Annotated in this window: 13 protein-coding genes; 5 read left to right on the top strand and 8 right to left on the bottom strand. The window is 35.4% G+C overall.

What is annotated here, in order from left to right; translation table 11 throughout:
• Position 1 precedes the first annotated feature (1 nt).
• From ACFOWM_RS01555 to ACFOWM_RS01545, 3 genes are all read right to left on the bottom strand, one after another.
• On the bottom strand, positions 2 to 544 hold the full coding sequence (locus ACFOWM_RS01555; protein WP_379706107.1) for an SRPBCC domain-containing protein: 543 nt from the start codon (positions 542 to 544) through the stop codon (positions 2 to 4).
• A 66-nt stretch (positions 545 to 610) separates the two neighbouring features.
• Positions 611 to 1189, bottom strand: coding sequence for a Crp/Fnr family transcriptional regulator (locus ACFOWM_RS01550; protein ID WP_379706105.1), 579 nt, complete (start codon positions 1187 to 1189; stop codon positions 611 to 613).
• A 276-nt stretch (positions 1190 to 1465) separates the two neighbouring features.
• The gene (locus tag ACFOWM_RS01545; protein ID WP_379706102.1) at positions 1466 to 1981 is read right to left on the bottom strand and encodes a 2'-5' RNA ligase family protein; all 516 of its coding nucleotides are present in this window, start codon (positions 1979 to 1981) and stop codon (positions 1466 to 1468) included.
• 89 nt (positions 1982 to 2070) lie between these two features.
• Here ACFOWM_RS01545 and ACFOWM_RS01540 point away from each other — a divergent pair, with 89 nt between their 5' ends.
• Both ACFOWM_RS01540 and ACFOWM_RS01535 read left to right on the top strand, forming a co-directional pair.
• Positions 2071 to 2634, top strand: a complete 564-nt coding sequence (locus tag ACFOWM_RS01540) for a peptidylprolyl isomerase (RefSeq protein ID WP_379706099.1) — start codon at positions 2071 to 2073, stop codon at positions 2632 to 2634.
• A 5-nt stretch (positions 2635 to 2639) separates the two neighbouring features.
• Entirely contained in the window at positions 2640 to 2972 is a 333-nt protein-coding gene (locus tag ACFOWM_RS01535) for a DMT family protein (protein WP_379706096.1), read from the top strand.
• 50 nt (positions 2973 to 3022) lie between these two features.
• On the opposite strand, the gene ACFOWM_RS01530 is transcribed toward ACFOWM_RS01535, so the two are convergent.
• The 5 genes from ACFOWM_RS01530 to ACFOWM_RS01510 all read right to left on the bottom strand — a co-directional run bounded on the left by ACFOWM_RS01530 (position 3023) and on the right by ACFOWM_RS01510 (position 8285).
• Entirely contained in the window at positions 3023 to 3667 is a 645-nt protein-coding gene (locus ACFOWM_RS01530; RefSeq protein ID WP_379706093.1) for a hypothetical protein, read from the bottom strand.
• A gap of 75 nt (positions 3668 to 3742) precedes the next feature.
• On the bottom strand, positions 3743 to 4513 hold the full coding sequence (locus tag ACFOWM_RS01525) for a sulfite exporter TauE/SafE family protein (protein ID WP_379706090.1): 771 nt from the start codon (positions 4511 to 4513) through the stop codon (positions 3743 to 3745).
• Between the two features lie 6 nt (positions 4514 to 4519).
• Complete coding sequence (gene proC, locus ACFOWM_RS01520; protein WP_379706086.1) at positions 4520 to 5311, bottom strand: pyrroline-5-carboxylate reductase; 792 nt, start codon at positions 5309 to 5311, stop codon at positions 4520 to 4522.
• 2 nt (positions 5312 to 5313) lie between these two features.
• Positions 5314 to 7248, bottom strand: a complete 1935-nt coding sequence (locus ACFOWM_RS01515; protein WP_379706083.1) for an ABC-F family ATP-binding cassette domain-containing protein — start codon at positions 7246 to 7248, stop codon at positions 5314 to 5316.
• A gap of 173 nt (positions 7249 to 7421) precedes the next feature.
• Entirely contained in the window at positions 7422 to 8285 is an 864-nt protein-coding gene (locus ACFOWM_RS01510) for an NmrA family NAD(P)-binding protein (RefSeq protein ID WP_379706080.1), read from the bottom strand.
• 111 nt (positions 8286 to 8396) lie between these two features.
• Between ACFOWM_RS01510 and ACFOWM_RS01505 the strand changes: the two genes are divergently transcribed.
• From ACFOWM_RS01505 to ACFOWM_RS01495, 3 genes are all read left to right on the top strand, one after another.
• Positions 8397 to 8753: a winged helix-turn-helix transcriptional regulator gene (locus tag ACFOWM_RS01505; RefSeq protein ID WP_379706077.1), complete on the top strand. Its 357-nt coding sequence runs from the start codon at positions 8397 to 8399 to the stop codon at positions 8751 to 8753.
• Between the two features lie 269 nt (positions 8754 to 9022).
• Positions 9023 to 9637 carry a DUF3347 domain-containing protein gene (locus ACFOWM_RS01500; protein ID WP_379706074.1) on the top strand — a complete coding sequence of 205 codons (615 nt, stop codon included), beginning with the start codon at positions 9023 to 9025 and terminating at the stop codon, positions 9635 to 9637.
• Between the two features lie 41 nt (positions 9638 to 9678).
• The gene (locus ACFOWM_RS01495) at positions 9679 to 12048 is read left to right on the top strand and encodes a TonB-dependent receptor (RefSeq protein WP_379706071.1); all 2370 of its coding nucleotides are present in this window, start codon (positions 9679 to 9681) and stop codon (positions 12046 to 12048) included.
• Positions 12049 to 12072 lie beyond the last annotated feature (24 nt).

Genomic DNA, 12072 nt, shown 5'->3' with positions numbered 1-12072 from the left:
TTTAGTTTTGTTTTTCTGATTTCTTTTTCAATTCTGCAAGCCAAATATCGTGTAGCTTTTGTAGTTTTTTTCCTTGAAAAGTCTTTTCAAAAAAGGTAAGCCAACCGTTTTGGCTTTCATCTGTGATAACTTTACAACCCTTTTCAGTAGCAACAATTAGCCAAACGTGGTAGCCTTGAATACTTTTCTTTTTACTTTCCCAAGCCAAAAGCCTGTTAGGTTCAAATTCCTTAATAGTAGATTGAAATTTCAAACCCATAGTTTCCCATTTGAATTTTGATTTTGAATTTAGAACTGTATCAGTTGGTTCAACAAAAGAAACATTTTTAGCTCCTTTGTACCAAGATTGCCACTTTAAAGCATCAATTAGATAAGCCCAAACAATTTCAGGTTTGGCATTTATATCTATCTCGTTGTGAACATAGAATTTACTTTTTGAAGGCTCATAATTGGCTGGCCAATTAATTTTTTCTGAATTACTTTGCTGTGCTAAAACAGGTAACGAAGTGATGATAATCAACAAAGTGAAAATGAATTTTGTCATTACAATTTTCTTTAAATTATAATACAAAAGTCAGCAGTTTAATAGGTGCTAAACGATAACAAATGTTTATATTTTTTCCGAAACAGATTTTTTAAGTCTGCTCAAATGTATGGGTGTAATTCCCAAGTAAGAGGCAATCATATGTTGTGGCACTCGGTTATGAATGTTTGGAAAAACTTCTGTGATACTATCATACCGTTCTTTTGGTGTTCTTACATAAAGATTTTTGATACGGTCGTCTTGATAAATAAAATAATACTCGGCAATAAGTCGCCCCATTTTTTGTCCTTCCGTTAGGTATTTGTAACCCCATTCAATTGTAGCACGAGGCAAAATAATTACTTCAGTTTCTTCCAAAGTCTGTAAAGTATAAATAGAACGCTGTTTTTGAATAAAGTTTGAATAATCGGCAATAAATTGATTTTCTAATGCAAAATGTATGGTATGTTCAACTCCTTCGTTGTCAGTGACAGATATTCTGATAATTCCTTTATTGATGAAGTATATATCATTAGGAACTGTATTTGGTCGGCTTAAAATTTCCTGTCTTTTAAAAGTTTTGGTAACGGTTTGATTAAGGAAGTCGTTTAACTCATCTTCCGAGACCTTAATCATTTCTTTCATTACTTGTCTAATTTGTTCCATGTATTTTGTCAATGTTTAAGGTCTATCGGGGTCTCGTGCTATTACTGCTAACACTTTGATTGCTATTAACATAAATAAATTTAACGAATTAAGTATAATTATAAAATTATATTAAGTTACTAATATGTGTGATTTATGTAACATTATTTGCACCGTTTACAAATAAATACAATAAATAAACATCAATTTTATGTAATGTTTTTTTGACCTGTATTTTTTTAGATGTAGTCAATTATAGACAAAGCAGCGTACCCTAAAAAAGTACGCTGCTTTAATTTAAGTTTGTTTAAAATGATACGTATGTATCAACTTTAAGCCTTCATTTGTGTGTCGTAATAGTTGCATTGCTACTGCATTTGCAGCGATAGCAACCCATTGTTGCTGTAACAATATATTGGTTGTATGGGCTTTCCAAGCTGTTACTTTTTGTTGAATGGTAATATGAGGTTGATAAGGTAGTTGGTCTTTTTTACGCAAATGTGGTAGCAAACTTTTTACCATATTTTGATGCAGTAACATTAATTGATTCGACGTAACACTTATAGCATTGCCCTGTTTAAAGGGTATTATTTCATTGATGCTTACTGAAAATATTGGTTGAGCTGCTGCAATGGCCTGCAACGTTTTATGAAACAGCGCCACCTCAACAGGTAAAGTATGTATCAATGTAAGGTGCGCTGGCATTTTGCTAGCATACGTTGGATAATACTGTTGACGCAGCGTTTGAACAACTGATTGTGCAGCATCATCTAACAACAATACCAACATATGTACATTTTTTATAGATGGCATGGTAGGGGTTTCATGAATCAACTTCCTTTTAACAAAACTAGTTTTAAAAGTGTAACGAATTATATTTGTTGCCACTAATACATTCGTTTATGCGCTGGATGATTTTTTGTTTGATGTTATTTTTAATGGCTTGTCATAAAAAGCATACACATCCACATATTTTAATTGTGACCAATTATGGTGATATTGAAGCTGAATTGTATGAAGATAAAGCACCACAAACCGTGGCAGCATTTATACGAAACATACAATTATCGCATTATAAAAATAGTACGTTTTATAGGGTTTTAAAAGATGATGACATGCCTACTGATTATAATACGGGCATTATACAAGGTGGCGTATGGCCACAACTAGTTACCGCAGCAAGTGTACCTCATGAGAGCACCCAACAAACAGGTTTATCGCATACAAGTGGTACTTTATCAATGGCTCGTTTAGCCGCTGGTAGTGCTAGCACTGAATTTTTTATATGTGTAGGTGATAAAACGAGTTTAGATTTTGGTAAACGAGGTACTAAAGATAGTTTGGGCTATGCTGCATTTGGCAAGGTGGTTGATGGTATGGATGTGGTAAGAAAAATTCATGCACAAAAAAGTGCTGGTGAAAATTTCATCAAAAAAATAAACATCACTGATATTAAATTGAACTAAACTGTATGTTACGTACTATTTTACTATTAACAGCCTCCAATATATTTATGACATTTGCATGGTACGGTAATTTAAAAAATACCGAAATGCCTTTATGGAAAGCCATTTTAATTAGTTGGGGTATAGCGTTTTTTGAGTATTGTTTAATGGTACCTGCCAATAGGTTTGGGTTTAATAATGGTATCAATGGCTTTCAATTAAAAATAACGCAAGAAGTGATTACACTTACTGTATTTGCTTTTTTTGCTGTTTTTTATTTAAAAGAACCTTTTAAAATGCAATACCTCATCAGTTTTGCATTATTAATAGGGGCAGTTTACTTTATGTTTAAAAAATAAAAAAGTCGCTGTATTAAATAACAGCGACTTCCTAAATATTTTCAGCTAGTTTAGTTTACAGATACATCTGTAAAAAACAACCTAAATTTTTCATCAGCAGTAGTATGATCCATTGGTATAACGATGCCTTTAAATGTTTTGTTATCCATCCATGTGGTGCTTAAAGATGGCGTAGCAGCGCCGCCTTTTCTGAAGTTCCATTCGGTAACCACATTATTAGCATCTACAAATAAATCGTATGCATCGCCAGGTGTATACCCATCTACATTATTGTATTGAATGGTTAACATGGTCATCATTTTTTTACTGATAGGTGCTTCCACGTTTTCTTTGGTTGTAATGGTAGTACCAGCATCCCACACCAAATGGTAAGGAAATAGTAACCAATATTGATCATTGATAAAACGTTGGTCAACGCTTTTCATAGCAGCAGTTGTAATAGTATCTCTCTTATAGGTTACAGCTTCTTTAGCTGTTTTCATGGTAACGGTATTGGTTGTAATATCCCAATACCAACTTCTTGAAGTGGTATTATTTTCTCTGCTTACATTAAAAGTAAAAGACAGATTGGATGCTTTGCTGAAATTGCTTAAGCCATATGCTTGTGCTATTTTGTTGGCTAATTCGTTGGTATTTTGTGCAACAGCTAACTGCGTAATAGCGATAATAGCTACTGCAAATAATATTTTTTTCATGCTTTTAGAAAGATTTTTTGATCATTTAAAATGCAAAGTTGCCTATTTTAATGTTTAAACAATAATATTTTAGTTTTATTTTATGAATACATCATATGCAAAGCGTAGGAGTGTGGCTAATACTACTATTAAAAAAATGATACGGATGAACTGATTGCCTTTGTTGATGGCTAGTTTTGCACCCAAAGCACCACCTACAGCATTACAAGCTGCCATAGGAAGCGCTATTTTCCAGATAATTTGTCCTTTTAAAATAAACAAACAAATAGACCCAAAATTGGTAGCTAAGTTCACCATTTTGGCATGTGCAGATGCATGTAAAAAATCGAAACCCATGATGCTGATAAAGGCCAATACTAAAAAACTACCTGTACCTGGTCCAATAAAGCCGTCATAAAACCCCATTACAATACTTATTAAAATAGCATAGGTGTTTCGTTGTTGTAAACTGTGGTTTTTAATTACTTGTTGTCCGAAATTCTTTTTAGTGTAAGTATATATGGCTACAAAAACGAGTACGATTAACAATACTGGTTTCATAAACTCATTGTGCACCAAGGTTAATAAGGTAGAACCAGCAAAGGCAGCACACAGCGCCAACAGCATCATCAGCAACAATAGTTTTGTATTTAATTGTACTTTTTGATAGTATTGGTAAGCGGCAAAACTGGTGCCGCTAATAGCAGGTATTTTTAATGAACCAATAACGGTTGAAACGGGTAATTGCGGCATTAATATTAAGCCCATTGGCGTTTGTATTAAACCGCCACCACCTACAATAGCATCAACAAAACCAGCCATAAAAGCCGCTACACACAATAATAGAATGGTAGTAGTGGTTATCATATTTATTTAACCAATTTTATGAAAACTGGCTGCAATGCCTTTGATCATAGATGAGCTAAAACCTTGGTGCTCCATTTCATTTAAACCAGCAATGGTACAACCTTTAGGTGTTGTTACTTTATCAATTTCTTGCTCGGGGTGTGTTTGTGTTGTTAACAATAACTCAGCCGCACCTTTTACAGTTTGGGCTGCAATTAAACTTGCTGTAGCGGCGTCAAAACCAATTTCAATACCACCTTGTATGTTGGCTCGTATGTAACGCATAGCGAAAGCCGTACCACAGGCACCCAATACGGTAGCGGCATTCATGAGTTTTTCTTCAATTAATACAGTTTTGCCTAATTGATTGAACAAATGAATTACCCATTCATTTTGCTCCGTGGTAGTATGTTGTGTTGTAATACAAGTAATGCTTTGTTGTATGGCAATGGCTGTATTAGGCATAGCCCTCACAATAGCCATAGGATGTTGCAACATTTCGTTCATATCTGCAATGCTTACACCCGTAACAACTGAAATTAATAAATGTTGGGCTGTTAATGCAGATTGAATTTCTTGTAAAATATCTTTTATTTGAAAAGGCTTTACCGCAATAATGATAACGTTACTATTTTTTACAGCCGCTACATTATCGCTGGTAACATGTATACCTTTCTGTTGTAAACGAGTGAGGGTAGTAGTGTTACGTTTGGTAATGGTAATGGCAGTTGCATCGCAAAATGAACTTTGTAATAAGCCATTGGCAATAGCCGTACCTAAATTACCACCACCAATAATAGCAATGTTTGTTGTACTCATTATTAAGCGTTTTCAAGTTCCATTATCTTCTCAAAAAGTACTTCATACTCTTTGTTAGCCGTAGTAATATCTTGTTGCACTGTTTTGTAACTAGCTTCTACCTGTGCATATTTTATTTTATCGCCATAAATAGCAGGGTCGCCAAGTTCAGTTTCGAGTGCTTCTTTCTTTTTACCTAAATCAGCTATCTTATTTTCTAACTGAGCAAATTGCTTTTTTGCTTTATCTAACTCTTTAGTGGCTTCCCTGTTTTCGGGTTTCTTTTCTTTTTTAACTTCTACTACTTTCTCTTGTTTTACTTCTGCTTTTTGCAACGCTTTTTCTGCTTGTGCTGCTTTTTCTCTGCGAATTTTCCAGTCTTCCCACTCTGCATAAGTTCCTTTAAACTCTACAATTTTATGGTCTTCAATTTCCCATATTTTATTGGCGATTCTACTAATAAAATAACGATCGTGGCTCACTAAAATAATGGTACCCTCATACTTATTTAAAGCCTCCACTAATAAATTAACCGAGTGAATATCTAAGTGGTTGGTAGGTTCATCGAGCATTAAAAAGTTGGCCCTACTGGCAATGGTTTTGGCTAGTGCCACCCTGGCTTTTTCACCACCACTTAATACTTTAATTTTCTTTTCAACAGCATCACCACTAAATAAAAAAGCACCTAACAGGCTACGCAGCTCTAAATCATTTTTACCACTACGGGCTTCTTTCATTTCTTCCATTAAATCATTATCGCCTTTGAGCACTTCTAATTGGTGCTGTGCATAAAATGATTCGTCAACATTATGTCCCCATACTCTTTCGCCTTCAAATTGCTCTGTACCCACAACAATCCGCAAAAGGGTTGATTTACCTTTACCATTGGCACCAATCAAGGCAATTTTATCACCTCTATCAATTTCGGCACCGGTGTTTTCGAGTATTTTAATATCGCCAAAACTTTTGCTTACATTTTTTAAAGTAGCTACAATTTTACCCGGCGTTTTATCCATGGCAAAGTTGATTTTCATATTAGGGCGTTCGATGTTTACATCTTCAATACGTTCAATTTTATCTAACCGCTTTACAATACTTTGTGCTTGGGCTGCTTTACTAGCTTTGGCTTTAAAGCGTTCCACAAAACGTTCTTGTTGGCGTATATAATCTTGTTGGTTTTCGTATGCCTTCTTTTGCATATCAATTCTTACTTCTTTTTCTGTTTCGTAGTAAGAATAATTGCCAGTGTAAAAATGGAGTTCACGTTGGTACAATTCTACAATTTTGTTAACCATTCTGTCGAGGAAAAAACGATCGTGACTCACTATTACTACAGCTCCCGGGTAATGCGATAGGTATTTTTCTAACCACTCAATACTAGGTAAATCTAAGTGGTTGGTAGGTTCATCGAGTAACAGTACATCGGGGTTCATTAAAATCATTTTGGCCAATAAAACCCTCATGCGCCAACCACCACTAAACAATTTATATTGCTTGTGTAAATCGGCATTGGCAAAACCTAAGCCTTGTAAAATTTCTTCTGTACGGTGGTGAATGCTGTACCCATCTAATACATCCATTTCGTGCAACAAATCAGCATATTTTTCGGCTAATTTTTCATCACCAGTTTTTTCTAATTCAGCTCCTACAGTTTCGAGTTCTTTTTCAATAGCTTTCACTCTTTCGAATGCGCCCATGGCTACATCTAAAATGGTTTCGTTGGTTTCAAAACCGAGTAAATCTTGATTCAAAAAACCTATAGTGGTTTCTCTACCTTTTTCTACGGTTCCTTTAGCTGGAGAATACTGACCAGTGAGTACTTTTAATAAGGTTGACTTACCCGTACCATTGTAACCAATTAAACCAATACGTTCACCTGGTTGAATATGCCAAGTAGCATCTTCCACAATAGTTCGAGCACCAAATTCAAACGTAACATTTTGCAACCCTAATAACATGTTTCTACAATTTTTTGCAAAAGTAATGTTTACTAGTGAGATGTTAGGAGGTAGCTATTAGATGTTGCAAATTAGCTACATTCGAAATTTTAAGGGTTGCATTTAGTTGCAGTTGAGAAAGAGCAGCTATGTATGTTGAATAAAATATAAATACATAGCTGCTTTGTATTGCATTAGAGGTGGTACATGGTTTTTAAAGCCGCTGCCATTTCAGTTGGCTTACGCCCAAGTAATTTTTCTAAATCAGTTGCCACTGCTTGGTGTTGGTGGTTGCTGATATCAGCTGTAAAGCCCAAGAGTACAGGAATAAGTGGGGTAGGAACACCTACTTGTTGCAGCATGTTTTCATATGTAGTTGCATCAACATGGGTAAATGTTACTTGTTTGCCTGAAAGGGTTGAAAGCATGGTCGCTATTTCTTCAAAATTATAGGCCACATTGCCCGTAATTTGAAAAACTTGGTTGCTATTAATGGGTTGTAATAAATGATGAGCGATGGCTTCAGCAATATCGTTACGCCATGCAAATGCCACTTTACCGCTACCTGTTGGTAATGTAATGCCATGAGCAAAAGGGTTATCGCCTGCAAAAAGTGGAATGGTATCAGTATACAAATTGTTTTTAAAGAAACTATAGGTTAATCCTGACTGTTCAATATAGGCTTCGGTTTTAAAATGACTTTCCATTAAAAACTGATTGTGAGAAGTAGCAAGGCTTTCCATAGCAATACTGGTGTAAATGATGCGTTTTACGGAAGCAGCAACAGCAGCATCTACTACATTTTTATGTTGTTGTAAACGGTGCACTGGGTCGGTACCCGAAATTAATACTACTTGCTCAATGCCGCTTAGCGCTGCTTGTAAAGCATTGGTATCATCAAAATCACCTAATTTAACAGTAACGCCCAATGTTTCAAACGCAATAGCTTTTTCTTTTTGACGAGCCAGTATGGCAATTTGCGATGCAGGAATGGTTTTTAATAAATGTTGCACAACGGCATTTCCTAAGTGGCCTGTTGCGCCTGTAACTAATATCATTTGTTGGTGTTTTAAAAATGAAATAATATATTTGTTACACAAAGTAACAATCAAATGTTTCAATTTGTAACAAATGAACATCAAATACTAGTAACCCAATCGTAACTAACCATGCAAGTACACGGAAAAAAAATTGCTTGTCCTGTAACAGCCACACTTGAATTAATTGGTGGTAGATGGAAAGCACCCATATTATATTATTTATCAAAGGGCACCAAACGTTTTGGGCAAATTGATGCCATTATAACTGGCATTTCACGAAAAGTATTAACGGAGCAATTGAAGGAGTTGGAGCAAGATGGATTGATTACTCGGGTATATTATAAAGAATTACCGCCAAGGGTTGAGTATTCGCTTACTGCTTTTGGTGAAAGTTTATTCCCCGTATTTGATGCCATGGTACATTGGGCAGGTGCACATTTGAGTGACGATGCGAAAACCAATGCTATGGTATTAATGGCAAAATAATGTATTGATAAAGTGAACAGCTATTGTATAGCATTCAAGTAACTGTTGTATAGCTGTTACACAGCTGTTGGTACGGAGTAAGTGAGGTGTTAATAAGCATTGTTCATACAGTTATGAAGTAATGGATATGCTTAAATAATGAGCTATTAAATTTGAATGGCAGCTGCAAGTAAGACTTATTACCTCACTCAACCCTTTTTGTTACCTTTTACCCAATTAATGGTAGTTGTTTACGCTGTTACTGTACCTTTGCGTAAATTTTAATTTATATGAAAAGGTTATTGATATTTATAGTTGCTATCGCCGCAAGTTTTGCTATTTATTGGTTCGCTATCAGAAAAGTGGAACGCAAGCCAGAGGGCCCATCATTAGCACCTATTGCCTTAAAAAAACACAGCGAAGGATTTAATAAAAGTGTTGATAGCATTGTAAATGCCTATTTAGCCGTTAAAAATGCTTTTGTAGAAGCTGATACGGCTGTGGCAAAGCAACAAACGCAGGTATTTATTAGTTTAATAGATCGTTTACCTATTGACGAACTTAAAAAAGATACAGCGCTTATTTTTGAAACAGTGAAAGGTAATTTGGGCGATATTAAAGCCAATGCACTCTCATTATTGCAACAAAAAGATATTACTGAAATGCGTAAAGATTTTAGTATGGTTACAGAGATGATGTACCCATCTTTTTTTACCAGCATTAATTACGAAGGAACAAAGTTGTATGTACAAAACTGTCCGATGGCTTTTAATGATTCTATTGCAGCAAGTTGGATCAGTAATAGTGCAGAAGTAGTAAATCCATATCTTGGTAAATACCATCCTACATACAAAGCAGGCATGTTGCATTGCGGCGATGTAAAAGATTCAATTACTGCAAAATAAATAAATTTTAGTTGGTTGATTAAATATAGAAAATAAGAACAATGAAGCGTTTGAAACCATTATTTGTGCTGTTATTAGGTAGTTTTTGTTTTGTAAATACCGGTTTCGCCCAAAAAAAATATACCATAAGTGGGTATGTAAAAGATGCTGCTAGTGATGAAACCATTATTGCGGCTAGCATCAACATTAGTGGTAAAAGTAGTGGTGTTATTAGTAACCAATATGGCTTTTGGTCGGTAACCCTTGCTGAGGGTACTTACCAAATTACTACATCGCATGTGGGGTATTTACCCAAAAGTTTCAGTATTGCTTTAAAGGCAGATACTGTTATCAATATCGCCTTGCTGAACAGCACTGGTTTGTCGCAAGAAGTAGTGGTTACAGCAACCAAAAGAGACAACAATATAAAAGGTACACAAATGGGTAAAGTAACTTTACCTATTGAGCAAATTAAAAGTATACCAGCGTTTTTAGGTGAGGTTGATTTGCTAAAAGTGGTACAGTTGTTACCGGGTGTTCGTAATGCCGGTGAAGGTAGTGCTGGTATATATGTACGTGGTGGCGGTCCTGATCAAAATTTAATTATGTTAGATGATGCCGTGGTGTACAACACAGGGCATTTATTTGGCTTTTTCTCTATATTTAATGCAGATGCTATCAAAAACGTATCGCTCATAAAAGGTGGTATGCCAGCCCAATATGGTGGTAGGTTATCGAGTGTGTTAGATGTAAGTATGAAAGAAGGTAACAACCAAAAATTTCAAACAGAAGGTGGCATTGGGTTAATTGCATCGAGGTTTTCGGTACAGGGGCCTATAAAAAAAGACAAAGCATCTTTCATTATTTCTGGGAGAAGAACTTACGTTGACGCATTGGTGAAACCGTTTATTAGCAAAACCAGTAGCTTTAAAGGTTCGGGTTATTATTTTTATGATTTGAATGCAAAAATCAATTACAAATTCAGCGAAAAAGATCGGGTATATTTAAGTGGTTATTTTGGTAGAGATGTATTTGATTTTGTAAATGGCAAACAAAGCCTCAACATCAACATTCCTTGGGGTAATGCTACGGGTACATTGCGATGGAACCATGTTTTCAATAACAAACTATTTACGAACACTACCGCCGTTTACAACGATTACAATTTTGAATTCAATGGTTTGCAAAATAATTTCAGGATTAAATTGGCATCGGGCATAAGGGATTTGAGTTTGAAACAAGATTATGATTACTACCCAGCATCTAACAACAAAATTAAATTCGGTTGGTTGTATACATACCATCGTTTTAAACCATCGGTAGTAAGCGGACAACAAGATTCTGTTGTATTTAACCCACAAAATGCGCAGGTAAAATTTGCCCATGAAGCGGCTATATATGTGCAAGATGATTGGGACGTTTCAAAAAAAATAAAAGTGAATGTAGGTTTACGCTACAGTATGTTTCAACAAATTGGGGCTTATAAAATTTATAAAACCGACGACTTTGGTAACCGTTTAGATAGTACCGTATTTAAAAAGGGCGCTCCTGTAAAAACCTATGGTGGTTTAGAACCAAGGCTCAGCATGCGTTACGAAATTGATAATGAAACCTCTGTTAAAGCATCGGTAACCCGTAATTTACAATACATACATTTGGTAAGTAACTCAGGCACCACTTTACCTACTGATTTGTGGGTACCGAGTACCATTAAAGTAAAACCACAAATAAGTTGGTTGTATGCTGCTGGTTTGTTTAAAAACTTTGAAAACAACACTTACGAAACTTCGGTGGAGTTGTACTACAAAAACATGCAAAACCAAATTGAATACCGTGAGGGTTATATACCAAGTACTTTAAAAGATACTGAAGAAGATTTTACATTTGGTAAAGGCTGGAGCTATGGTACTGAGTTGTTTATTAATAAAGTGAAAGGTCGATTAACTGGTTGGATTGGTTATACCTTAAGTTGGACGTGGCGCAAGTTTGACAATCTTAACCAAGGTAATAAGTACCCAGCCAAATACGATCGTAGAAATGATATGAGTATTGTAGCATCATACGACCTCAGTAAAAAATGGAAGGTTTCTGCCACATTTGTATACGGTACCGGAAATGCTGCAACGTTGCCACAACGTTTTTATATTGTAGGAGGTGTATTATCGCAAGAGTACAGCAATATCAACCAATACCGATTACCATCTTACCACAGACTTGATTTATCAGCTATTTTAACGCCCAAGAAAAATGCAGGAAGAAAATATAAAACCGAATGGGTGTTTAGTATTTACAATACCTACAGCAGAAAAAACCCATACTTTATTTATTTTGATCAAACGGGTAACCCTTACGATGGTAGTTTAACAGTACAAGCCAAACAAGTATCGTTGTTCCCCATTATACCTGCCGTAACGTATAATTTTAAATTTTAATAAACACTAATAATTGTTGAAAGC

Origin of the sequence: Ferruginibacter yonginensis (assembly GCF_042651465.1) — a bacterium.
In the GTDB taxonomy this organism is placed as follows: domain Bacteria; phylum Bacteroidota; class Bacteroidia; order Chitinophagales; family Chitinophagaceae; genus Ferruginibacter; species Ferruginibacter yonginensis.
The sequence above is the reverse complement of the archived record's forward strand: the minus strand, read 5'-3'. Positions and strand labels throughout refer to the sequence as shown.

Bases quoted from the DNA above. Each gene is read 5' to 3' on its own strand.
- ACFOWM_RS01555 (WP_379706107.1), bottom strand. From the start codon at position 544: ATGACAAAATTCATTTTCACTTTGTTGATTATCATCACTTCGTTACCT.
- ACFOWM_RS01550 (WP_379706105.1), bottom strand. From the start codon at position 1,189: ATGGAACAAATTAGACAAGTAATGAAAGAAATGATTAAGGTCTCGGAA.
- ACFOWM_RS01545 (WP_379706102.1), bottom strand. From the start codon at position 1,981: ATGCCATCTATAAAAAATGTACATATGTTGGTATTGTTGTTAGATGAT.
- ACFOWM_RS01540 (WP_379706099.1), top strand. From the start codon at position 2,071: ATGCGCTGGATGATTTTTTGTTTGATGTTATTTTTAATGGCTTGTCAT.
- ACFOWM_RS01535 (WP_379706096.1), top strand. From the start codon at position 2,640: ATGTTACGTACTATTTTACTATTAACAGCCTCCAATATATTTATGACA.
- ACFOWM_RS01530 (WP_379706093.1), bottom strand. From the start codon at position 3,667: ATGAAAAAAATATTATTTGCAGTAGCTATTATCGCTATTACGCAGTTA.
- ACFOWM_RS01525 (WP_379706090.1), bottom strand. From the start codon at position 4,513: ATGATAACCACTACTACCATTCTATTATTGTGTGTAGCGGCTTTTATG.
- proC (WP_379706086.1), bottom strand. From the start codon at position 5,311: ATGAGTACAACAAACATTGCTATTATTGGTGGTGGTAATTTAGGTACG.
- ACFOWM_RS01515 (WP_379706083.1), bottom strand. From the start codon at position 7,248: ATGTTATTAGGGTTGCAAAATGTTACGTTTGAATTTGGTGCTCGAACT.
- ACFOWM_RS01510 (WP_379706080.1), bottom strand. From the start codon at position 8,285: ATGATATTAGTTACAGGCGCAACAGGCCACTTAGGAAATGCCGTTGTG.
- ACFOWM_RS01505 (WP_379706077.1), top strand. From the start codon at position 8,397: ATGCAAGTACACGGAAAAAAAATTGCTTGTCCTGTAACAGCCACACTT.
- ACFOWM_RS01500 (WP_379706074.1), top strand. From the start codon at position 9,023: ATGAAAAGGTTATTGATATTTATAGTTGCTATCGCCGCAAGTTTTGCT.
- ACFOWM_RS01495 (WP_379706071.1), top strand. From the start codon at position 9,679: ATGAAGCGTTTGAAACCATTATTTGTGCTGTTATTAGGTAGTTTTTGT.